The following is a 23,255-nucleotide window of genomic DNA, read 5'->3' as shown; positions in this document are numbered from 1 at the left end:
CCAAGGGGCATCATATCCATCGTCCCTGGCACGTTAAACTTTTTGCGTGAACCAGACTGTCGGTGTCCCGACCACTCCCCCACTCTGCATCGCCTTTCCCAACTCCTCCAACCTAGTGAAGGCCTGGGCCGCCTCCAGCGTCGCGAATTCGTGGGTCACGGTGACGTCGTTGGGGTTATCGATGGCTTGATATACCGCCTCCGCTGTTACGCCGTTCGCCTTCTGGATCGCAGAAAAACTGTCGTAGACCTTCCGCCAAGTCCTGTAGTCCGAGACAGCATGCCTCACGAACAATGTCGTCATGTCATCCTCCATTGCAGCGTTTCTAATTGCCGGTCTGACGTTCGTTGCCAGTGGATCAGAACTCCTGCCATCGATGGGCAGTGGCCAACACTTGCGACAAGCCAGAGCCAATACGGCTGCCGTACGACACTGATCCAACGCACACTCACTCGTCAGCATAGCAGGGAGTGAAAGGGACTCGGCTCAAATGCGTGCGGCTCGACTTGCCGTTGATCCAACCCAGCCGGACTATATCATTAAAGACGCCTGGTAGCGTGCGAATTGCTTTCCTCAGATCGTAAGTCATCAAGCCCAAGGCTGCTCGCTATCGACCGGCCGCATCCTCAATCACCAGGCGATCGAGGTTCTCGTTCAAGCGCCGCATCAGCCGCACCAAAGTTGATACCTTCCTGTGAAAACCACTCGAGAACTCTGCCGCGGCCTTGCATGAGCGCCTCGCGTACGGCCGGCAACGCACGCCGCCGAGGCGGCCGCGATCGAGCTTTCTGACCTCGGTTCGGCATTAACCCTGAAGCACCCGCGGGCTCAGGCCCACGGTTGCCCATAGCGCGACTTTGATGGTCACTGATCCGCTGTGGCGTCTGCGAGAATAGTCACGTGCAGAACACGACGCTTGATAAAGCCAAGCTGGCTATAGAGAGCGATCGCCGATTGGTTGTCCGTCTTTACATGAAGCATCGGGATTTCTCCGCGGTGGAACGCCGACTGGGATAACGTCGCTATCAGCGTTTGAGCGTAATGCTTACCCCTGTGATTGGGGTGAACGCAGACGGCGCTGATCTCGACATGCCGTCCAAACCGCATTCGCTCGCCAGCCAACGCGACGAGTTCACCACCGGACCGGATGCCGAGATAATCTCCAAGCTCGTGCGTTCTTGCGCAGAACGGCCCCGGCTTCGTCATTTCGACAAGCCGCTGCATGTCCGGAACGTCCTGGCGGCCCAAGGTAACGATCTGCGAAGTGTCCGCCGGTGGAGCAACGAAATTTGCCACCATCTGATCCAGCTCAAACTCCATCTGGATTCTCAGTGTCTCTGGCGGGCTGACCTTTTCGACCGTGAAGAGCACGACATGACCGCCAGGCGGAATAAGCCGGCGGAGCGCCTCGAAGCTTTGCGGCGTGCGATCGTGAAGGTAGCCGAATGGCGCGACTTCTGACGGATAGCGTTGTGCAAGCGCACCACCTTCCGCAAGCCCTTTGTGGGCGCTGGTCAGCGCTGCCCGGATCGGATCGTCGAGTTGGATTTGATCTGCCTTCGGCACTTCGGCTTCTTGTTCGAATTGTTGAAAAGTAGACATCGCTGCATCCTGGTTTTTTAAGATTTCGCGGCATTGTGCGGTGGAGACTTATCGTCTTCTGCGGTTACGGAGGGGCGCTTTCAGGATATAGGGATGCAGTCTCGGTTCTACGATATGGCCGTTTCATGCAGCCTGCTTTATTACAGCACATCGGCATATTGACCGAGCATCAGGATCTCGCGACGCACGCATTGCTCGACTTTTCGGCGAAACCTTTCATTAATTTGAACCAAAAGTTGACATCGGAGTGCAGACAGCCTATTTAAGGTTTATCGATATTTGCTTGACTGGCTTTTGTTATTGCGCGCTTGGCAGCGCGCCCGGACGAACTTCCCCTTCAAAATCGAGATCGTCATTCGGCGTCACTATGCGCGTCGATCCTCCAATGTTGCTATGAAAGGGTTTCGTTATGGCCACTGGCACAGTTAAATGGTTCAATTCCACAAAGGGCTTCGGCTTCATTCAACCTGACAACGGCGACGCGGACGTATTCGTCCACATCTCTGCTGTTGAACGCGCTGGAATGCGCGAAATCGTTGAAGGTCAGAAGATCGGCTACGAATTGGAACGCGACAACAAGTCGGGCAAAATGTCCGCTGGACAGCTTCAGGCTGCCTAAATCGGTCTTTGTGCTTTTTCGGTGACCACGGATGTACTGGCACCGTTTATTGGCACGACTACCTCTGGAAGGTCAGGCAATTTGCCTGGCCTTTTTTGCTGATCTATCACTCGCCGCCCCGGGTAGGCGGGACTTGGTCGCGCAAACCGTGACAGGCGCGGGCGCCTTTTAGCGAAATCAATTATCCGGCCTGAGAGAACCGCGTCGAGCTTTGACGTCGGACCAAGGGCTGCTGGAGAAAGCCATGCGCCCTGTTCGATGGAGTGAAACGGTCGACCTGATGATAAAACCGGGCGAGATCGTCACGCTGAAAAGCCCGATTGACGCACTTGAGTTTCTCGATGGACCCTGGCCGGGAGATCCCGGACCTCGCCATGCTGCCGCCAGACGTTTCTGTCGCGCCGCCATCGCCGGCAACAAATCCTCCGAAGATGCACGCAAGGTATTCATCGAGGCCGCGCAGGAAGCCAATCTCAAGCCGCGTTGAAGTGGCGACTGACGGCCCCGAACCCCGGAAGTTATCCTTCTGACAGATGCATGCCGCTGTCTATGATCATGCATTGACCGGTAACGCGCGTCGCGCGATCGGTCAGCCACAGGATCGCGTCGGCGACGTCTTCGGCGTCGGGGATAGTCTTGAGCGGAGCGGCAGCCAGCAGCCCTTGCTTGAACGTCTCGTAGGATTCCTCGCTATGCCAGGACAATGCCCAAGTCGTATCGACAAAGCCGGGGCAGACGGCGTTGACGCGGATGTGGGGTGCGAGCGAGCGGGCGAGCCCTACGGTCATCGTGTTCACCGCTCCCTTCGAGGCCGCATAGGCAAGCGACGAACCTGAGCCCGAGAAGGCGGAATCCGAGGAGATGTTGACGATCGAGCCAAGTGAGGCCTTGCTCAAACGCCCTGCCGCTGCGCGGATCATCTGATAGGTACCGATGACGTTGACGCTGAAGATATGCTCGAAATCAGCGGCGTTCGCAGCAGCCAGATCTTGCGCAGGCGCGTATCGCGTCACGCCTGCATTGTTGACAAGCGCGTCGATGCGGCCAAAGCGCTGAACGGCCGCGTCTACAATCGATAAGCATGCGGCATCGTCGGCGATATCGCCGGCGGCGCTGATCGCCTCGACTCCGAGTGAACGGCATTCCTCGACAATGCTGTCGGCGCCATCGCGGTTGCTGCTATAATTGACGACGATGTCATAGCCGGCCTTGGCGAAGGCGATTGCCGTCGCTGCGCCGATACCCGAGCCACCGCCGGTGATGATGACGCATTTCCTGTTGCTCATCGTTCTATCCTATGCAGTGATCCGGTGGCCGGCTTCGTCGAAGAGGCACACCTTGGACAGGTCAATCGCCAGCATGACCTGCTGGCCGGGCTGCACGACAAGCCGCTCATGCGCGAGCGCGACCAGTTGCTGCCGACCGACGATCGCAACGATTTCGGTGGTCGCGCCGGTTGGCTCTACGAGATGGACCGTTCCGGCGACGCCTTTATCCGAGAGGCGAATATGTTCCGGTCGGATCCCATAGGATATCCTGTGCCCTTCGGCCAGCGAGACGGCAGGAAGCGGGAAGCGGCTTCCGTCAGATGCCTCGAAGGCGCCGTTGCGCACCTCGCCTTCGAGAATGTTCATTGCCGGCGAGCCAATGAACTGCGCGACGAAGATATTGGCCGGATTGTCGTAAAGGTCGAGTGGTGTACCCGACTGTTCCACGATACCCGCGCGCATGACGACGATGCGATCAGCCATCGTCATGGCCTCGACCTGATCGTGAGTGACATAAACCGTTGTCGTCTTGAGACGCTGGTGGAGGGCCTTGATCTCGCCGCGCATTTGAACACGCAGCTTTGCATCGAGATTGGAAAGCGGCTCGTCGAAGAGAAAAACCTTCGGATCGCGTACGATTGCCCGGCCCATCGCGACCCGCTGGCGCTGGCCCCCGGAAAGCTGGCGCGGATAGCGCAACAGCAGATCCCCAAGGCCGAGAATTTCCGCCGCGCGCATAACCTTCGCCTCAATTTCCGGCTTCGGGACCTTCTTCAGCGTCAGCGCGAACTCCATGTTCTCGCGGATCGTCATATGCGGATAGAGGGCGTAATTCTGGAATACCATGGCGATATCGCGCGATTTGGGCGCGACATCATTGATGACTGAGCCACCGATCGAGATATCGCCGTCGGTGATCTCCTCGAGGCCCGCGATCATCCGCAACAGCGTCGATTTTCCGCAGCCTGACGGACCGACAAGGATGACGAATTCGCCATCGGGAATATCGACAGATACATTGCGAATGACATTCGTCTGGGCATAGTTCTTGCTGACGTTGCGGACTTGAACGGAGCTCATGACGACCTCAAAGATTTGGGAGAGAAATAATCGACGGCGTCACTTTACGGCCCCTTGCGTGATGCCCGCGATGAACTGCTTTGACAGCACAATGTAGAGCAGCGTGAGGGGCAAGGCGGCAAGCGTCAGACCGGTAAACATCACGCCCCAATCCGTCGTGAATTCGCCGATGAAAACCGTCAGACCCTGTGGCAGGGTCTTCAGATTATCCGATGTGATCAGGATCAGCGGGAAGAAGAAATCATTCCAGATCGGGACTGCGTTCTGGATGGCGACAATGACCATTGCCGGGCGCGCGAGCGGCAGCATGATGCGCAGCATGATCAAGAGCTCGCTGGCGCCATCGATACGCGCGGACTCCTCAAGCTCGCGGGGAAGCGTGCGAAGAAACCCCGTCATGATAAAGACTGCCGACGGAAGGCCCATGGCAACGTAGACGAGGACAAGCCCGGCATAGGTATCAACGAGATGGAGCGTTTCGAGCTGGATGAAAAGCGGAATGATGGCAAGCTTCAACGGCACCGTCATGCCACTGATGAAGAACATCAGGACTGTCCCGCCAAGCTTGAACTCGTAGCGCGCAATCGCGTAGGCGGCCATGGTGCCGAAAATGAGGATCAACAGAATGGAGGCGACCGTCACCCCCAGCGAGTTCAGCATGTATCGGATGAAATTTGTCTGATCCCAGACCTTCTGCAGATTGCCGAAGGAGAAGGCCTGCGGCAGCGCGAAGGGCGACGTGAATATCTCGGCGTTCGTCTTGAATGACGAAAGAACCATCACGAAAAGCGGGTAGAGCATGAGCAGCGCGTTCAGTGCGAGCAGCGCCTGAATGAAGCCATTCTTGATCCATTCGTCGAAATTTTTCATCTCTTGTTCCGCAGTTCAAAAAGAGGCGACGGCAAGGGCGGATCCTCAAAGCTGGATTTCGCGCCTGCGCAAGAAGCGCAGCGCAACGAACGAAAACCCGGCGACGAACAGAAACATCAGCACCGCCAGCGCACTGCCCTGGCCGAAATCCTGAATGCCGTTGGTGACGCTGCCGAAAGCGGTGCGGTAGAAATAAAGGCCGAGCACGTCGGTCGAGCCACCTGGAGACCCGGTAAGGCCGGCCATGACGTAGGGTATCTCGAACCAGTTGAAGCTGCCGATGAATGTCAGGATGCAGACGATCGTGACGCTCGGCGCAATGAGCGGCCAGATGATGCGGCGCAGAAGCACGTAGTCCCCTGCCCCGTCGAGCCGCGCGGCCTCAATGACCTCGGCCGAGATGCGCTGCATGCCTGCGAGCAGGACAAGCGTCGGAAAACCCAGCCAATGCCAGACATTGGCAAAGATGATGCTGCCAAGGGCTGTCTTCTCGTTTCCGAGCCATGCCGGGCCGTGGATGTGAACGAGGGCAAGCGCGCCATTGACGATGCCGAACAGCGGATGAAGGAACAGCTTCCAGAGAAAGCCGACAATGACGGAGGAAAGCACGACCGGCAGAAAGATGATCACCTGGTGGATCCGATGGCCCGGAAGCCCCTTCAGCAAGGCGAATGCGATCAGAAAAGCCGTGCCGTTTTCAAAGATCATCAGCGAAACGAAAACGATGACGTTGTGCCAGAAGGCGTTGTAGGTCCAGTCGCTGTATGGCTCTTCGAAAAGGACCTTGCGGAAGTTCTCAAGCCCGATGAAATTCGAGGGCAGGAGGCCGTTGAATTCGTAGAAGGCGAACCGAAGGGCGGAAAGCAGCGGCCAGACGACGAAGAGCGTCATCACGACCAATGCCGGCAGGAGCAGGAAAAAGATCCACAACGACCGGCGCCGCGGCAGAAATGTCGTGGAGCGGCGTCGGTCGTTGTTCATCTCATTTCCCCTGGAACGGCTTGTACCACTTGGCAAGACCGTTGGTCAGGTCTTCGCCGAGCTGTTCAGGCGTTATCGAGCCAGACATCATCTTGGTGATGTCAGTCTGCAGCAATTCCGAACCGGTCGGCTTTTGGAAGCGGAAATAGACGACGTTGATGTGCGGCATGGCCGTTTCGTTCAGCTTCGAAACTTCCGCAAGCAGCGGATCCTTGATCTCGACGCCCCTGATCGGCGATATATTGCCGAGGAGCGCGGTGAACTTGTCGCCGAACTCCTTCGTGCCCATCCAGGCGACGAGCTTCAGCGCCGCCTGCTTGTTGGGCGAGGCCGCATTAACGGCGTAACCACCGTCGTAGAATTTCGTCGCTTGCGGGATATCGCCTGCCTTGGCGGTGGGCGGTGCGATGAAGTCCATGTTGATTTGCGGGTTCTGGCCCTTGTAGGTGGCGATATCGAAGCTGCCGCCGGCAAGCATGGCGGCGCGACCGCTGACGAAGAGCTGGCCGGCCGTGTCGTAGTCGATGCCTTCATAGCCGGGCGACATGTAGTCACGCAATTCAAGGAGTTTGTTGAGCGCCGCGATGTAGCGCGGATCCTTGAACGTCGCCTTGCCCGTCTTCAGATCGGACACGAACTCCTGGCCGAGGAAAGGCCCAGTGAATGAGGCGACGAACATCTCATTGAACCAGCTGGTGCCAAGGCCGTTTGCGAGCGGAATAATGCCCTTTTCCTTCAGCGCCTTGGAGACAGTAATGAACTCGTCCCATGTCGTCGGTGCCTTGAGGCCGACCTTTTCGAAGACGTCCTTGTTAATGAATAGGCCGAGCGTCTGCGAGGCGAAAGGCAGCGAGTAAACCTGCCCGTCGGCGCGATAGGTGCCGGCAAGCAGCGCATCCGCCGACATGTTCGCTAGCGAAGGCATGTTGGAGCTGTCCTGCTTCAGGAGGTAGCCGGACTTCACGAACTGTTCGAGCCAGCCATAGGCGTGGGTATGGATGACGTCCCCGCCCTTGCCGCCCGCAAGAGCAGTCGAAACGATGGTTGGATAATTCTCGTCCGGGAAGGACTCGAACTTCACGTGGACATCAGGGTTCTCCTTGGTGAAGACATCGAATAGCTCGTTGTAAGCCGCCTTGTCTTCCTGGCGCCACGTCCAGAAGGAGATGTCTGTTGCATAGGTGAAGGGAGCCGAAAGCCCCCAGGCGATTGTCGCTGCGGTCAGCAGCCCTGCGATCGATTTGACTTTCATTGCGCTCCCCTTTTTTCGCTCTAGGGCGTGTTCACGATCGATAACAAATCATAGTTCTTGCGTTCTGGCTAGATAGTTTGTAAATTTGCCTAACTTTCTTTTCTTCGCTCATCGTCCTATGCGGAAGGCATTTGAATCAATGATACAAAGCGGTCTCATTGCCGGTATCGATATCGGTGGAACCAAGACCCATTTCCTCATCAGCCAATCGGGAAAAATCGTTGCCGACAAGGTCGTGGCGTCGGCAGATTGGCGCACTTGGGACCGATTGAAAGACGCCGCGGCGCTTGCAGCCCTTGTTCGGAAAGTCGCCGGCGGTGAACCGGCTGCGATCGCGATCGGCGCACACGGTTGCGATTCCGATTGGCACTGCAGGCAGATGGAAGCCGATCTAGGCGCTAAGCTTGAGGGGCGGTTGAAGGTCGTCAACGATTCCGAACTTCTCGTCCCCGCTGCCGGCTTCGACGGGGGCATTGGCGTGGTATCGGGCACGGGCTCGATCGCAGTGGCGCGCACCGGGACCGGTGACATGCTGGTCGCCGGCGGCTGGGGATGGATCCTCGGCGACGAAGGCAGCGCCGCCGCTCTGGTGCGCGAGGCGGCACGGGCTATCCGCGCCTCGATCGATCTTGGCGAAAGCGGCGATCCGCTTGTCGAAGGCCTGATGGCCAAACTCGAAACCAATGATGCAACGAAGATAGGCCGCCTCTTGAACGACGTGCGCGGGGCCGCGGTCTGGGGAAGCTATGCCGGAGCTGTATTCGACGCTGCCGCGCGCAATTCGCCCCTGGCAATAAAGGTCGTCAACGAGGGTGCGACGGCACTTGCCGGTCTCGTCGGCATCCTGATCGCCCGGGGAGCAGATGCAAGCCATGTGGTGATCGGCGGCGGCGTCGTGGTCGAGCAGCCGGCGCTGTTCGAAGCGTTCCGCGAGGCGATGTCTATTGTTTCGCCCCAGAGCGAAGTGACGCTTCTGCGCGCTCCGCCCGTGAATGGCGCCTTGGCGCTGGCCGAACGCCTGCTCGATTAATCCTGATTTTTCGACAAGAGGAACACGCAATGGAACGAATTGGCTACAGAAACGCGGTTGCTCGACAGCCGGAAAGTCTCGCCGCAGGCCTGCAAGTCGTGCGGACGGCTCTTGGGCCGCTGGATCTGACCGGCTTCGCCGGCAAGACGGTCGGCTTTGCCGGCATCGGGGCAAGCTATCAGGCGGCGATGGTCGGAGCCTTCTATCTTCGAGATCTCGGCATACCCTCCTTCCCCTATTGCCCGACCGATCTCTATGGCGCCGTCAGCAGCGCAGCGCAGGCATTTGTCGCGTTGTCTGCCTCCGGCCAAAGTCGTGAAATCTGGGATGTGATGAAGCTCAGGTCAGATCTGCCGCAGGTCGCGATCTGTCGCGGTAGCGACAACCCGTTGGCGGAATTGACCGGCGCAGTGATCTCCAGCGGCTCCGGATCAGACAACGGCGCGAGCTCAACCGGCTATACCGGCATGCTTCTCGCGATCGGCCTTCTCTGCGAGCGGATCGCCGGAGTGACGTCGTTTGCCGGCTGGGAACGTCTACCGTCAGTTGTCGCCGAAACACTGCAGTCCACCGTTCAGGCGGCAAAGGCAGCCGCAGACAGCCTGCGAGAATGCAGTTCGATCGACCTCGTCGGCGCTGGCGCCGGTTTTGCGACGGCCGGCGAAGGCGCGATGTTGATCCGCGAAGCCGTGCGCATACCCGCTGCGGGCTGGGATACCCTCAACTACCTGCACGGCCCGATGGAATCGCAGGATGGCCGCGCCGGCGTCATCGCTTTCGGCAACGCTCGTGAAGTGAAAATAGCGGAGGATATGGCTGTGTTCGGCTGCCCCTCGACACTCATCACCAACCGCATAGACGTTCAACCCCGTGAAAACCTCGCGGTTGTCACAGTTCCAGGCCTCGGCAACCCGGTGGCCGATGCGATCGTGCAGATCGTCGCGCTACAGATGATCGTCGGGGACATGCAGGATGCAGCCGGTCTCACCAACACGACCTTCCGATACCGCCAGACCGACACCAAACTCAAGCCCTGGTCTCCGACGGAGGTCTGACTCTAGCCGAACGACGGCTGCGGCTCGCCGTCCGCGGTCTCGTAAAAGGGCAAGACGACCGTCGCGTCGGGGGTCTCGCCGAGAATTTCCGCAAGGGCATAGTCGGCCGCAAGCCGCGTTGCGCCAAGCACAGTGCCGTTTGTGCCGAGCGAGCTCACCGCGATTTCGGTCGCCCAGGTCAGATCGCGCGCGACATGACGCACCTCTTCTAACATCAGCGGGTTCTGGCCGACGCCACCGCCGAGAACCACAAGACCAGGATCGAAAAACCCGATGAAGCCAGCCACCATCCGCCCTATATCCGCCGCATGGCGGTTGACCCAGACAAGCGCCTGTTTTTCCCCCTGTTGCGCCCGGTCGAAAAGCTCGCGCGCGGTAGCAGGCGGTTCGTCGCCGGTTTGTAGCCAGCCGGCAATGCAGCGCTCCATCAGCGCATCGGAGCCAAGATAATGCTCCAGCCCTTCGCGCTCGGGAATTTCGCTTGGCGACCATGGAAAAGGCAGGCGTCCCGCCTCGCCCGCAGCTCCGTTGAATCCACGAAACAGCCTGCCGCCGATGACAATCCCAAGGCCGATACGCAAACCCACCTGCAGGAAGAGAAAGATGTCCCGTCCTTGCGCGACGCCGTTGTGCATCTCGCCGAAGGCAGCGCAATTGACATTGTTTTCGAGCAGGATCGGCGCATCAACGGATTGGCGAAGGCGCTGAAGCACGGCCTCCGGCCCCTTGCGCTTGTTCTGCCCCAAACGGTGTCGCGAAACGATACGCGGCACGGCGACGGCGATACTGCGGAGGATCGTGCTGCGATTGCCAACGGCGAGAATGGCGGCATTGGCCGCATCGTCGACGACAGTTGCCACCTCCTCGATCGTCGCCCGCTGCTGCTTTGCGATCTTGAGCTCGACGGTTGCAAGCGGGGATCCGTCAAGCCCCTGGGCCACGGCCCGCACCTGCGCCACGCCGACATCGATGCCGATGACATAGCCGGCCGCCGGACCGAGAGCATAGACCGTGGCCGAACGGCCCATCGCTCCTTGATGCGAACCGATAGAGGCAACGAGGCCAAGCGCGCTGAGCTCGTTCATGACGGCCGACATGGTGGGCTTGGACAGATTGAGGATGGCCCCCAGCCGCGGCCGCGTGATCGGACCCGACGAGGCAACGATGCGCAGGACCGAACGCGAGCTTTCTGTCAGGGAAGGAACAGGGCTAGGCGACATCATCTCTCTTTCGGCCAAGCACACCAGGCGTTTTTGAATGCTGGCGGCTACGGCGTTGAATTTCAATCATTGTCCATGGCCCAGTGTCAATAAAGGTTTGATCCCGATGTCCAGCGCTACCGACAACAACCAATCCGGCTTGAACGCCCTCAGCATCAAGGGCGGTAAAACATCCCTTAACGCCGTAGAACAGATCGCGGCCGAATATTTCGGAATTGCCGGCAAGGCGTCCACCCTTTCAAGCGAGCGAGATGAAACCTTTCTGATAGAGACTGCAGATAGCACGAAATACGTTTTGAAGATCGCCAACCCCGCCGAGAGAATGGATGTGCAGCACTTTCAGACGCAGGGCCTGCTGCATCTGGCCGGGAAAGACATTCCGCTGCCTTTGCCGCGTGTCGTACCGGCAAGTGACGGAGGCGCCTTGCTCGCTCTGCCCTTCGACGGCGAACCGCGCATCGTCAGGATGCTGACGTTTCTCGACGGCCTGCAGCTTCACAAAGCACTACGCTCTTCCGGGCAGATGCAAGCGCTAGGCACGGCGCTTGCCCTGCTCGGCCAAGGTCTCGCCGATTTCCGGCCGCATGTCCCGCCGCAAAATCTTCTATGGGATATATGCAACGCAGGGACGTTGCGCAGTCTTGTTTCCCATGTGGACGCGGCGCACCAGCCACTGGTTCTTTCCGCGCTCGATGGTTTCGAAGAGCTCGCGGATGGAGCGATGGCGACCCTGCCGGGCCAGGTGATCCACAATGATTTCAACCCACACAACATCCTCGTCGCGCCGGCAAACGCCGCCCTCGTCACCGGCGTCATCGACTTCGGAGATATGGTCGAAGCCCCCCTCGTCAATGACGTCGCGGTGGCGCTGTCCTATCAGATCGGCGCAGACAATGGCATCGAGGACGCGATCACGATGCTGGGCGCCTATGATGCGGTTCGGCCCCTCGATCGGCTCGAGCTTGATTGCCTTCCGACGCTACTGCGCACGCGCCTGGCAATGACCGTGATCATCACCGAATGGCGCGCCACCCTCCATCGTGAAAATCGCGACTACATTCTTCGCAACCACCCCGTTGCCCTTGCCGGGCTCCGTCGCCTTGCCGATGATAGCGATGCGGCTCTCGGCGCCTTTTTCCGGCAGAAAATCGGAGATTTCAAATGACCATGATAAATGCATTCGGCGCCGATGATTTCGCTCGGCTGAGCGCGGACGAACAGGCGCTAATCGCCCGGCGCGAGCATGTGCTCGGTCCCGCCTACCGCCTGTTCTACGAACGCCCAATACATTTCGTCCGGGGCGAAGACGTGTGGCTCTACGACGCCGAAGGCCAGGCCTATCTCGATGCGTACAACAATGTGGCGTCGATCGGTCATGGCAACAGGACGGTGCTCGATGCAATCTCGCGCCAGGCCGCAACACTGAACACGCACACGCGCTATCTCCACGAAGATATTCTGACCTATGCCGAGGCACTGACGGCAACCTTTCCCGCCGAACTCAGTCAGGTGATGTTCACTTGCACAGGTAGCGAAGCCAACGATCTGGCCGTTCGAATCGCTCGGAGTTTCACCGGCGGAACCGGTATCATCGTCACCTCGAACGCCTATCATGGCGTGACCAGCACTGTGGCGGAATTCTCTCCGTCGCTCGGCCCCTATGTCGATCTCGGCGCTCATGTTCGCACCATCGATCCGCCGAATCCGGCCGCGTCAGATGTCGAAGGTGATTTTGCAAGCAATGTTGACAGGGCGATCGCGGACCTCAAACGCCATGGTATCAAACCGGCACTGCTGATCATCGACACCATCTTCTCGAGCGACGGTGTAATCCCCGGGCCCGTTGGCTTCCTGAAATCGGCCGTCGAATCCATTCGAAAAGCCGGCGGCCTTTTTATCGCCGACGAGGTACAGCCCGGCTTCGGGCGCACCGGAGATGCCATGTGGGGATTTGAACGTCACGGCATCGTCCCCGATCTTGTAACGGTGGGCAAGCCGATGGGCAATGGCTACCCCATGGCAGGGCTGGTGGCGCGTCCGGAAATTCTCGCCGAATTCGGAAGGAACGCCCGCTATTTCAACACGTTCGGTGGAAACCCGGTTGCCGCTGCGGCAGGCCAGGCAGTCCTCGACGTCATTGCTCGCGATGGGTTGGTCGCCAATGCCAGGCAAGTGGGTTCCTATCTCAGGACCCAACTGGAGCTATATTCGCAGCCCGGGTCACCGATAGGAAATGTGCGCGGAGCGGGTCTTTTCATCGGCGTCGATATTGTCGAAAACGGCAGGCCATCGGCGCCGACAGCAGCACGCATCGTCAATGGATTGCGCGAGCGGCGGGTTCTCATTAGCGCGAGCGGAAAGCATGGAAATGTCCTCAAAATCCGCCCACCGCTCATTTTTTCGAACGAGAACGCCGATCTGTTTCTGGAGGCGTTCAAAGCCACTCTGGGTGACTAGAGATGATCGGAAGGTAACGCGCCCATGAGAGCCGTGACGGTTAAAGTCATGCGGTCCGGCACCATTGCGCCCCCTCCCCGCAAGAGGCGTTTCCGGGTGCTGTCAGCGCCTGTTGCAGTCATCATTTAAGCATTCTCAAAAAATTCGAACTGGCGCAAACCATTGGGCGAACACCCAATAAGCTGCTGGTTTCATTTGGTAATTTGAATTGATATCGCATGCCTCTATTGATATTCACTAGAGACTTGACATTTGTCGATCACTAATTGACTATTGTAACCAGCGATACGGGCTGCGGAGAACAGCCACGCCGCTGTCGGCTTCCCATCGCCTGGGCAGCCGAGTGCCGGGAGGAGGATTTCGTGGAATATTTGCTCGATGTTGAGGGGCTGAAGAAGTCGTTTGGCGGCGTCGCGGCGCTCCGAGACGGCCGCTTCCAGCTCAAGGCGGGCTCCGTTCACGCACTTTGCGGCGGAAACGGCGCCGGCAAATCGACATTTCTGAAAATCCTCATGGGAATTCACAAGCGTGATGCGGGTTCCATCCGGCGCGCCGGCAAGGAAGTCGACTACTCCAGTCCTTCGGAGGCCCTGGCATCTGGCATTGCCATCATCGAGCAGGAGCTGAGCCCCGTCCCGCATATGACGGTCGCGGAGAACATCTACCTCGGTCGCGAACCTTCGGGACGGTTTGGCGGCATCGATTTCAAGACGATGAACCAGAACGCCCAGCGACTTCTTGATCAACTCGAATTCAAGATTCGCGCCAACCAATACATGATGAACCTGTCGGTCGCGCAGATGCAGTTGGTGGAAATCGCCAAGGCGTTAAGCCACGATGCCGAGGTCATCTTTATGGACGAGCCGACCTCGGCCATCGGCGAGAAGGAAGCACAGCAGCTTTTCAGGACGATTGTCCGCCTGAAGGCCGCGGGCAAGGGTGTCGTCTATGTCTCGCATCGGCTCTCCGAGATCTTTCAGATTGCCGACGCCTATACGGTATTCCGCGACGGCGCCTACGTGGGCAGCGGCAACCTTGATGAGATCGATCGGCCGAGCCTTATCCGCATGATCGTCGGCCGCGAGCTTGGCGAGGAATACATCAAGACCAACGTGCCGACAGAGGTAACCGGCTTCGAAGTGACCGGATTGAGCGCCGCTGGCAAGATCGAAGACATTTCCTTCGCGGCCAGGAAGGGCGAGATTTTCGGGATTTACGGGCTCATGGGCTCGGGGAGAACCGAGATATTCAATTGCCTCTTCGGGCTGGACAAGGCCGAGAAAGGCACCCTGCAGCTTCACGGCGAGACCATTACGGTTTCCAAGCCGGCCGAGGCCATGCAGCACGGCATCGCCTTCGTCACAGAAGACCGCAAATTGACCGGCCTCAATCTGAGCGACAGCGTGCGAGGCAACATCGTGCTGGCCAGTCTGCCTGAAATGAGCCCCGGCTTTACGATGCAGAGGCGCGATGAGCAGGCCGCCGGCAGCCGAATGATTGCGCGCTTCGACATAAAGGCAGCGCGCGACACCATGTCGGTGTCGGGGCTGTCGGGCGGCAATCAACAAAAAGTGGTGCTTGGGAAATGGTTTCTGCGAAACCCGAAAGTTCTCCTGCTGGACGAGCCGACCCGAGGCGTCGATGTCGGCGCCAAGCGCGAAATCTACCGCATCATCTGCGACTTCGCGGCAGAAGGCGGCACAGTCATCATGATCTCATCGGAAATCGACGAAGTGCTTGGAATGTCTGACCGAATCCTTGTGATGCGGAACGGGCGGTCCGCCGGGATCTACAGGCGAGACGAAACGGACGCCGAGGCGCTCGTCCATCTGTCGACGTAACGACTTCCCCACGACTGCCCAGATATCCGACCGGCTCGGCAAGAGGTAATAAAAAGTGGCTCTCTTAGAAAACAAGACAACAACCGGATGGCTCAATTCCGACCGTCGCAGATTACTGGTCCAGGAATACGGCATCTTCCTCGCCTTTCTCCTGTTGTCCTTCATACTGTCGATCTCGAATGAATACTTTTTGACACCCGGGAATATATCGAACGTTCTGCTGCAGACCTCGATCAACGGTGTCCTGGCAATCGGGATGACCTTCGTCATCCTCACGCGTGGCATCGATCTATCCGTGGGTTCTGTCGTAGCACTCACCGGCATCGTCAGCGCCAGCCTGGCGACCACCTCTGCGACCGCCGGCGTGGTGGGGGCGCCCTATCCCTTCTACATCGCCCTTGCCGTGGGCATTCTCGTCGGGGTGGCATGCGGCACCATTGTCGGGATCATCGTATCGCGGTTTGCTGTTCCGGCCTTTGTCGCCACACTCGGCATGCTGTCGGCGGCACGCGGCATGACCCTCATTTATGGTGGCGGCAAACCGGTTCCCGCCTTGACGCCTGAATTTCGCTGGATCGGCACAGGCAATGTCCTTGGCATACCGATGCCGGTCGTCCTGCTCGCCATCGTCTTCATCGTGTCATGGTGGATCCTGAACAGAACACGCTTCGGCCGCTACATCTATGCAGTTGGCGGAAATCCGCATGCGGCGAAAACGTCCGGCATCAACGTCACTCAGATCCGTTTCGTCGTCTACACGATCTCCGGAGCGCTGGCAGGCCTCGCAGGAATGATGCTGTCGGCCCGCACCGGTTCTGCCTTGCCGCAGGCCGGCATCGCCTACGAACTGGATGCAATCGCCGCGGTAGTCATCGGTGGGACCAGCCTTTCGGGCGGTGTCGGCCGGGTCACTGGCACACTCATCGGCGCCCTGATCATCGGCGTCATGAACAACGGCCTCGATCTTCTAGGGATCGAATCCTACTACCAGCAGGTCCTCAAGGGCGCACTGATCGTTGGCGCGGTGATGCTGGACCAGAAGCGGAATCAAGGTCTTTGACCACGTCATTCGGGCTGCACCCTGCACCCGTCACCGAACGGTGCGCCACGACGGCGGCCGGAATTCTCTATGGAGGAGAAAGAAATGAAGAAACTGCTGATAAGCCTGATCGCAAGTGCAGCAATCCTGGCATCCCCGGCCATGGCTCAAGACAAGAAACTGAAAATCGGCGCCACCACCTACGGACTGAACGCTGAATTCATGCAGCTTTGGTCGGCGGCACTGAAGCAACATCCTGCTGTCAAGAGCGGCGAAGTCGAGTTGACTGTATTCGACGGGCGCTACGATGCCCTCGTTCAGCAGGAACAGTTCAATACGATGATCACACAGAAGTTCGATGCCATCATCTTCGTGCCGATGGACGTCGAGGCCGGCGCCGCTGCTGTTCAGGCAGCTCATGACGCAGGCATCCCCGTTGTTGGCTCGAATGCACGTGTCAACTCGGACCTGCTGACGTCCTATGTAGGCTCGAACGACGTCGAAGCAGGCGAGCTCGAAGGCAAGGCCGTGCTCGACAAGATGGGTTGCAAGGGCAACCTCGTGATCCTCGAAGGCCCAATTGGCCAGTCGGGACAGATCCAGCGCCTCGAAGGCAACGAAAAGGCGCTCAAGGCATGCCCGGATGTGAAGGTTCTCGAAAAGCAAACCGCGAACTGGTCGCGCGCAGAAGCACAGACGCTGATGGAAAACTGGCTGACCTCCCATCCAGGCCAGATCAACGGCGTTATCGGCCAGAACGACGAAATGGCGCTCGGCGCGATCGAAGCAATCAAGGCGGCCAACCTCAAGGTCGGTGACTTCGCGATTGCAGGCGTCGATGGCGTGACCGACGCCATCAACGCCGTAAAGGGCGGCCAGATGGCCTCCATCCTGCAGGATGCGAATGCACAGGCACAGGGCGCCTTGGATGTCGCGATTAAGGCGGCGAAGAAAGACTATCAGCCCGAATCTGCAATCTGGAAGCAATATCCGTCCATGAAGTGGGACGATGGTGTTGTGAAGGACTATCTTGTTCCCTGGACCCCGGTCACCCCGCAGAATGCCGATCAGCTTCTGGAATCGCGCAAGTAATAGCAAAGTCAGAGGGGCGGCCGTCTATGCCGCCCCGATCTCAACAGACCAAGGTTCGAAAACATGACCGATACCGCTCACCCAATTGACCTTAATTTCCCGCTGACAGGCAAAGTGGCGCTCATCACCGGCGGCGCCTCCGGGATCGGCGCTGCCATTGCCGATGCCTTCGCTTCCAAGGGTGCCAAAGTCGCCGTGCTCGACATCAATGCAGACATTGCCAAGCTCAAAGCCGATTCACTCGGCGGTGGTGCAAAGCCCTTTGTTTGCGACGTCTCTGATCCGACGTCGGTCAATCAGGCAGTTGCCGACGTTCTTGCGGCCTTCGGCGGGATCGATATAGCGGTCAACAGCGCCGGCGTTGCGCTCCTGGCCCCGGCCGAGGGCATCTCGGTCAACGATTGGGACAAGACCATCAACATCAATCTCAAGGGGAGTTTTCTTGTCACGCAGGCAGCGGGACGAGCGATGATCGCAGCCGGCAATGGGGGAAAGATCGTCAACATGGCCTCTCAGGCCGGCACGGTCGCCATCGAGGAGCATGTGGCTTACTGCGCGTCGAAATTCGGTGTCATCGGAATGTCCAAGACTTTCGCCGCCGAGTGGGGCAAATACGGAATTTGCGTCAATACTATTTCACCGACCATCGTGCTCACCGAACTCGGCAAGAAGGCCTGGGCCGGCGAGAAGGGCGAGGCCGCCAAGAAGCGCATTCCCACCGGTCGCTTTGCATATCCCGAGGAAATCGCCGCCGCCGCAGTCTTCCTGGTCTCGGCAGGCGCGAACATGATCAACGGCGCCGATCTCTTGATCGACGGCGGCTATACAATTCTCTGAGCTGAAACGCCCGGACATTTCAAGGAGACACTATGCAGCGGTTTATCAATAACCCCGATCAAGTCGTCGAAGATACGGTCAGGGGCTTCGTCAAGGCTCATGCCGATATTCTCCGTCTTGCACAAAATCCACGCGTCATTGTCGCGAAGAACGCCCCCATTGCCGGTAAGGTCGGCGTCGTAACCGGAGGCGGCTCGGGTCACGAACCTGGCTTTATGGGCTACACCGGCAAAAACATGCTCGACGCGGTTGCCGTCGGCGAGCTCTTTTCTTCTCCGACCGCCAAGAGCTTTCACGACGCCATTCGTGAGGCAAACGGCGGAGCGGGCGTCGTCTGCCTGTATGGCAACTATGCCGGCGACAACATGAATGTGAAGATGGCGATCAAGCTGGCTGCCAAGGATGGCATCGAGGTCGCAACGGTCGTTGCCAACGACGACGTATGCTCGGCCCCGCCCGCCGAGCGGGAAAAGCGCCGCGGCGTCGCCGGCGAAATCTTCATGTGGAAAATCGGCAGCGCCAAGGCATCAGAAGGGGCGAGTCTTGAGGAAGTGCGGGCTATCGCTCAGAAGGCGATCGACAACTGCCGCTCGATCGGGGTCGGGTTGGGGCCATGCACCTTGCCGGCCGTTGGTCATCCCAACTTCCAGATCGAACCAGGCACCATGGAGGTCGGCATCGGCCATCACGGCGAGCCGGGTGTTCGCGTCGAGGCACTAAAGACAGCAGAGGAAATCGCCAAGGACATGTGCAAGATCGTACTTGACGACCACAACCTGCCTGCTGGCACGGAAGTGGCCGTCCTCGTCTCCGGTCTGGGCGCCACGCCTCTCAACGAACTCTACATCCTCAACGACACGATCGAGAAGGAAATCGTCGGGCGTGGGCTCGTTATTCACAAGACCTATGTTGGCAACTATTTCACGTCGCTGGAAATGGTTGGGGCGACACTTACCGTTCTTGCCCTTGATGCTGAAATCAAACCGCTCCTCGATGTCGAGGCCGCTTGCACCATAAAGCTTTGAGGAGAGACCACTATGCAGACCTTCACGAACAGCTCAGGGGGAGCGATCGTACTTTCCATAGCCGATCGCATTGTGGAGAATCGCGCCTATCTCAGCGAGATCGACGGAAAGATCGGCGACGGCGACCACGGCGTGAACATGGCCAAGGGTTTCGGCATGGCGGCAGAGCGCCTGAAAGGCAAAGATGCATCGCTGGGCGAATCCTTCGAGACACTCGGCACGTTGCTGATGACCGAAATTGGCGGCTCGATGGGCCCGCTCTATGGTGTCATGTTCACCGAGTTTGCCGAGAAGCTTGAGGGGGCGGAGACCATCGATCCCGGCACTTTCAGCGTCATGCTGCATGCCGGGCTCGAAGGTATCCAATCGATCGGCGCGGCAAAGGTTGGCGATAAAACCCTGCTGGATACGCTCGCGCCCGCAATAGAAGCCTTCGATGCTGCCATCGCTTCCGGCAAGTCGTTTGCCGACGCTCTCGATATCCTTGTCAGTGCTGCCGAAACGGGTCGCGATTCGACGATCAACCTAGTCGCGAAGATCGGCCGCTCGAGCCGCCTCGGCGAGCGGTCGCTCGGCATGCTCGATGCAGGCGCCACCTCATGCGCAATCATCCTCAAGGAACTTTCGCTCGGCGCTCGCGCCCGGCTTCAGGCATAAGGGAATAGGCGGGGCAGTTCGCCCCCTCGGTGTCTCCCAAGGCTGCGCGATCCGGCCAATTGCGGCTGGGTCGCGCGCCGCTTGTTTCGTCAACGGAGTTGCAAACACATGTTATTGCTTCCATCTTCCCGACGAAAGAAATGGGGGTCTATCGCAGATTCATGACGGTCAAGATATCCAAGAGAACCAATGCGTCAGAAGCGCCCGACCTGATGCCCCTGCGCTATGGCGACGACCCCTATGTCTGGGCTTGCTGGCTCTACTACGAAGACGGCATGACCCAGGGCGACATAGCGGACGTGATGGGAATCTCCCGCGCCACCGTCAACGCCTATCTCGCCGAAGCTCGGGAGAGGGGTATCGTCAATATTGCCATAGAGCCGGCTCGCCTCGCCTCGCTAACCGTCGCGCAGGAACTCAAGCGCCATTTCGGCCTGGCCGACTGTCTCGTTGTTCCAAGCGAAGACAATGCCCGCCCACTGATCGACAGAATAGGCGTGGCGGGTGCGCAGGCACTTCGGAAGCTGCTCAAATCCGGCGACACGATCGCCGTTTCTTGGGGGCGGACCGTGCTGGCGATTGGCGAGCGGGCCTCCGTGCCCGGCCTGCAGGATGTCACTGTCGTCCAGGCGACCGGCGGTACCCGCGCCAGCTTTGGCTATACACCGGAACTCTGCGCTGCCGCCATTGCCGGCGCAGTCAACGGCAAGCTGATCAATATTTCTGCGCCCGCAATTGTTTCTGCGCCCGATATCCGTGACATGCTGTTGCGCGAAACCCTAATTGAGAGCCAGTTTGAGGCGCTGTCCGGCGCCAACAAGATCCTCTTCGGAATTTCGTCTCTGCGTCCCAATTCGACCATCCACACAAGCGGGTTCTTCGAGTCGGTGTCTCTCCAGCAATATCTGGCGAAGAACGCAGTTGGTGTCGTCTCCGGTCGCTTTATCGACGGACACGGGCGCCCCGTCGACGGCCCGCTCGACGACCGGACGATCGGAATATCGCTTGATATGCTGAAAAACATTGGCCTGCGGATCGCTGCGGCGGGTGGCTTCGACAAGGTACCGGCAATCCTTGCCGCACTTCGCGGCGGCTACGTGAACGTGCTGATCACCGATGCCGCAACAGCGCGCGGCATTCTCAACGCCGACGGCGTCACGGAAATCGACCAGCGACTTTCGCAGCGTGCAAAGATGGAGGTCAACGCGGCTCCCTCTCAGGCAGTCCCCCGCACACACATCAAGAAATTCCTCAACAATCCCGACAATGTCGTAGAGGAAATGCTTGAAGGCGTGGTGAAGGCGCATTCCAGATATATCGTCCCGATCGACAAATCCCACCGTGCCCTGGTTGCCCGCGACGGGCCCAGGCCCGGCAAAGTCGGTCTCGTCATCGGCGGCGGAACGGGCCACGAGCCTGGTTTTTTTGGCTATGTCGGCAAGGGTCTGGCCGACGCGGTGGCCATCGGCAACATCTTTTCCTCGCCGCCGCCTGATCCAATTCTTCGATGTGCCGAAGCCGCGTCAGGGGGCGAGGGCGTGCTTTTCGTCTACGGCAACTACGCCGGCGACGTCATGAACTTCGAGATGGCGGCGGAGATGGCCGAAGCAAAAGGCATTCCCGTAAGGACGGTGCTGACAACCGACGACATCGCCTCGTCGCCGCTCGAAGACCGGGAGGGACGGCGTGGCGTTGCTGGCAATTTCTTCATATTCAAGATCGCGGGCGCCGCCTGTGATCGCGGCTTGCCGCTTGCCGCATGCGAGGCCGCAACCAGGAAAGCCAACGCGCGCACCTACACGGTCGGGGTGGCACTCGAACCCTGTTCCATGCCTCAAACCCGACGGCGCAATTTTGAGATCGGCCCCGATGACATCGAGTTCGGCATGGGAATCCACGGCGAGCCGGGCGTTGTTCGGGAGCCGATGATCGATGCTGATGAGATCGCAGACAAGGTATTGGATCGCATTTTTGCAGAAATGAAGCCGGTTTCAGGTGACCGCGTCGCTGTCCTGGTCAATTCGTTCGGCGCGACGCCGCTGATGGAGCTCTACATCCTCTTCAGGAGGGTGGAGCAACGGCTTAGCGCAAAAGGCATTGCCATCGAGGCGAATTGGGTCGGACACTACTGCACCTCGCTCGATATGGTGGGCGCATCGATATCGATCTTGCACCTCGATCACGAGTTGGCCGGACTGTTATACCATCCTTGCGACACCCCTGTTCTCAAGGTCGGCTGAAAACCAAACGGGGTGCGGAAGGCGAATAGCCACCGCATCTCGCTCAAGCGAGGAGGATAATCATGCCTGGAAGCGCGACGCGAAGGCTAAGCGGGATGTTCAATCGGATATCCAATGAAATTACCGAGGAGAAGGATCGCCTTACGGCCCTGGATGGCGCGATCGGCGATGCTGATCATGGAATAACCATGTCGCTCGGCTTCATGGCCGTCACCAGCGAGCTGGCGAGAATAGATCTTGATCATACGCTGCCATCGGCTGTGTTCAGGATCGCGGCTTCGGCATTCCTAAATGCCGTTGGTGCCTCGACCGGTCCCCTCTATGCAACAGCTTTCCTCCGAGCCGCACAGGCTCTGGAGAAAGACGAACGTCTTTCGCTTGCCGACCAGGCGGCGGTCGTCGAGGCAATGACGGCCGGTATCCAGCAGCGCGGAAAAGGCCAGCTTGGTGACAAGACGATGCTGGACGCGTGGATTCCTGCTGCCGATGCCGCTATGGGCGCAAGAGCGCGTGACGCCGGAGCCTCAGAGATGTGGAGCAGTATCGTGGAAGCCGCTGAGACCGGCGCGAACGCGACACGATCCATGGTTGCGGCTCGTGGACGGGCGGCCAGGCTCGGAGAACGATCTCTTGGGCACATGGATCCGGGTGCCGCCTCTGCAGTCATCATCCTGCGCGCAATGATGAAGACTTTCGCAAGCGAAAACTCGCGAGAACAAGTTTTTCCAAGCTAATGCGTGTCGCGTTCAATTGGCCCGATCCGGTAGTCTTGAAGCAGTTGTGGCATTCTTCAATCGAGACGCGCGCAATGATCCAAGTCCGGCAATACTTTCCTCGACAGTCGGTTTCCCGACCTATCAGCCCATGCGTTCTGAGGCGTAGGAGCCGGGGCTGGCCGGGAAGACGATGGTGCGGTTGCCGTTGATGAAGACGCGGTGATGGATATGGGCGTGGATGGCGCGAGCCAGCACCTGGCTTTCGACGTCGCGGCCCATCGAGACGTAGTCTTCCGCACTTTGCGAATGGGTGACCCGCACCGTGTCCTGCTCGATGATCGGGCCTTCGTCGAGGTCGGCGGTGACATAATGGG

The 23,255-nt window shown here is 59.0% G+C and carries 23 protein-coding genes; 14 read left to right on the top strand and 9 right to left on the bottom strand.

Going from position 1 to position 23,255, the window contains the following annotated elements; translation table 11 throughout:
• Positions 1-33: 33 nt before the first annotated feature.
• Entirely contained in the window at positions 34-303 is a 270-nt protein-coding gene (locus CPY51_RS31985; protein WP_111164390.1) for a cyclase, read from the bottom strand.
• A gap of 561 nt (positions 304-864) precedes the next feature.
• Positions 865-1,602, bottom strand: coding sequence for a GNAT family N-acetyltransferase (locus CPY51_RS31980; protein WP_111164389.1), 738 nt, complete (start codon positions 1,600-1,602; stop codon positions 865-867).
• 409 nt (positions 1,603-2,011) lie between these two features.
• Between CPY51_RS31980 and CPY51_RS31975 the strand changes: the two genes are divergently transcribed.
• Both CPY51_RS31975 and CPY51_RS31970 read left to right on the top strand, forming a co-directional pair.
• Entirely contained in the window at positions 2,012-2,221 is a 210-nt protein-coding gene (locus tag CPY51_RS31975) for a cold-shock protein (RefSeq protein ID WP_111164388.1), read from the top strand.
• 244 nt (positions 2,222-2,465) lie between these two features.
• The gene (locus CPY51_RS31970; protein WP_111164387.1) at positions 2,466-2,708 is read left to right on the top strand and encodes a DUF982 domain-containing protein; all 243 of its coding nucleotides are present in this window, start codon (positions 2,466-2,468) and stop codon (positions 2,706-2,708) included.
• A gap of 31 nt (positions 2,709-2,739) precedes the next feature.
• Here CPY51_RS31970 and CPY51_RS31965 read toward each other — a convergent pair whose 3' ends face one another.
• The 5 genes from CPY51_RS31965 to CPY51_RS31945 are packed head-to-tail and all read right to left on the bottom strand — an operon-like array spanning position 2,740 to position 7,672.
• Entirely contained in the window at positions 2,740-3,507 is a 768-nt protein-coding gene (locus CPY51_RS31965) for an SDR family NAD(P)-dependent oxidoreductase (protein ID WP_111164386.1), read from the bottom strand.
• 9 nt (positions 3,508-3,516) lie between these two features.
• Positions 3,517-4,569 carry an ABC transporter ATP-binding protein gene (locus CPY51_RS31960; RefSeq protein WP_111164385.1) on the bottom strand — a complete coding sequence of 351 codons (1,053 nt, stop codon included), beginning with the start codon at positions 4,567-4,569 and terminating at the stop codon, positions 3,517-3,519.
• A 39-nt stretch (positions 4,570-4,608) separates the two neighbouring features.
• Positions 4,609-5,439, bottom strand: coding sequence for a carbohydrate ABC transporter permease (locus CPY51_RS31955; protein WP_111164384.1), 831 nt, complete (start codon positions 5,437-5,439; stop codon positions 4,609-4,611).
• A gap of 45 nt (positions 5,440-5,484) precedes the next feature.
• Positions 5,485-6,420: a carbohydrate ABC transporter permease gene (locus tag CPY51_RS31950; RefSeq protein WP_111164383.1), complete on the bottom strand. Its 936-nt coding sequence runs from the start codon at positions 6,418-6,420 to the stop codon at positions 5,485-5,487.
• A gap of 1 nt (position 6,421) precedes the next feature.
• Positions 6,422-7,672, bottom strand: a complete 1,251-nt coding sequence (locus tag CPY51_RS31945) for an extracellular solute-binding protein (RefSeq protein WP_111164382.1) — start codon at positions 7,670-7,672, stop codon at positions 6,422-6,424.
• A 139-nt stretch (positions 7,673-7,811) separates the two neighbouring features.
• Between CPY51_RS31945 and CPY51_RS31940 the strand changes: the two genes are divergently transcribed.
• Both CPY51_RS31940 and CPY51_RS31935 read left to right on the top strand, forming a co-directional pair.
• Positions 7,812-8,702 carry a BadF/BadG/BcrA/BcrD ATPase family protein gene (locus CPY51_RS31940; RefSeq protein ID WP_244598854.1) on the top strand — a complete coding sequence of 297 codons (891 nt, stop codon included), beginning with the start codon at positions 7,812-7,814 and terminating at the stop codon, positions 8,700-8,702.
• 29 nt (positions 8,703-8,731) lie between these two features.
• Entirely contained in the window at positions 8,732-9,757 is a 1,026-nt protein-coding gene (locus CPY51_RS31935) for an SIS domain-containing protein (protein WP_111164380.1), read from the top strand.
• A gap of 2 nt (positions 9,758-9,759) precedes the next feature.
• Here the strand turns inward: CPY51_RS31935 and CPY51_RS31930 are convergent, their stop codons facing one another.
• A complete protein-coding gene (locus CPY51_RS31930) occupies positions 9,760-10,977 on the bottom strand; it encodes an ROK family transcriptional regulator (RefSeq protein WP_111164416.1) in 1,218 nt (405 codons plus the stop codon).
• Between the two features lie 106 nt (positions 10,978-11,083).
• Here CPY51_RS31930 and CPY51_RS31925 point away from each other — a divergent pair, with 106 nt between their 5' ends.
• From CPY51_RS31925 to dhaL (CPY51_RS31880), 10 genes are all read left to right on the top strand, one after another.
• On the top strand, positions 11,084-12,142 hold the full coding sequence (locus CPY51_RS31925; RefSeq protein WP_195909676.1) for a phosphotransferase: 1,059 nt from the start codon (positions 11,084-11,086) through the stop codon (positions 12,140-12,142).
• Positions 12,139-13,434, top strand: a complete 1,296-nt coding sequence (locus CPY51_RS31920) for an aspartate aminotransferase family protein (protein WP_111164378.1) — start codon at positions 12,139-12,141, stop codon at positions 13,432-13,434. Before CPY51_RS31925 ends, CPY51_RS31920 begins: the two co-directional genes overlap by 4 nt.
• 362 nt (positions 13,435-13,796) lie before the next feature.
• Entirely contained in the window at positions 13,797-15,275 is a 1,479-nt protein-coding gene (locus CPY51_RS31915) for a sugar ABC transporter ATP-binding protein (protein ID WP_111164377.1), read from the top strand.
• Positions 15,276-15,330: 55 nt separating this feature from the next.
• Positions 15,331-16,335, top strand: coding sequence for an ABC transporter permease (locus CPY51_RS31910; RefSeq protein WP_111164376.1), 1,005 nt, complete (start codon positions 15,331-15,333; stop codon positions 16,333-16,335).
• Positions 16,336-16,419: 84 nt separating this feature from the next.
• Positions 16,420-17,406, top strand: a complete 987-nt coding sequence (locus CPY51_RS31905; RefSeq protein WP_111164375.1) for a substrate-binding domain-containing protein — start codon at positions 16,420-16,422, stop codon at positions 17,404-17,406.
• Positions 17,407-17,469: 63 nt separating this feature from the next.
• Positions 17,470-18,243 (top strand): SDR family oxidoreductase, encoded by a 774-nt coding sequence (locus CPY51_RS31900; protein WP_111164374.1) that lies wholly within the window; start codon positions 17,470-17,472, stop codon positions 18,241-18,243.
• 32 nt (positions 18,244-18,275) lie between these two features.
• Positions 18,276-19,268, top strand: coding sequence for a dihydroxyacetone kinase subunit DhaK (locus CPY51_RS31895; RefSeq protein ID WP_111164373.1), 993 nt, complete (start codon positions 18,276-18,278; stop codon positions 19,266-19,268).
• Between the two features lie 12 nt (positions 19,269-19,280).
• A complete protein-coding gene (gene dhaL / locus CPY51_RS31890) occupies positions 19,281-19,925 on the top strand; it encodes a dihydroxyacetone kinase subunit DhaL (RefSeq protein ID WP_111164372.1) in 645 nt (214 codons plus the stop codon).
• 161 nt (positions 19,926-20,086) lie between these two features.
• Complete coding sequence (locus CPY51_RS31885; protein WP_195909675.1) at positions 20,087-22,165, top strand: bifunctional sugar-binding transcriptional regulator/dihydroxyacetone kinase subunit DhaK; 2,079 nt, start codon at positions 20,087-20,089, stop codon at positions 22,163-22,165.
• 62 nt (positions 22,166-22,227) lie between these two features.
• A complete protein-coding gene (gene dhaL, locus CPY51_RS31880) occupies positions 22,228-22,899 on the top strand; it encodes a dihydroxyacetone kinase subunit DhaL (RefSeq protein WP_111164370.1) in 672 nt (223 codons plus the stop codon).
• A 123-nt stretch (positions 22,900-23,022) separates the two neighbouring features.
• Here the strand turns inward: dhaL (CPY51_RS31880) and CPY51_RS31875 are convergent.
• On the bottom strand, positions 23,023-23,255 hold a 233-nt coding region (locus tag CPY51_RS31875; protein WP_338049401.1), incomplete at its 5' end, for a formyltransferase family protein.

The sequence above is a fragment of the Arminella tubonensis genome (genome assembly GCF_003240585.1).
GTDB classification, from domain to species: Bacteria; Pseudomonadota; Alphaproteobacteria; order Rhizobiales; family Rhizobiaceae; genus Rhizobium; species Rhizobium tubonense.
Note: the sequence above shows the minus strand (reverse complement) of the source record. Positions and strands in the feature narration are given on the sequence as shown.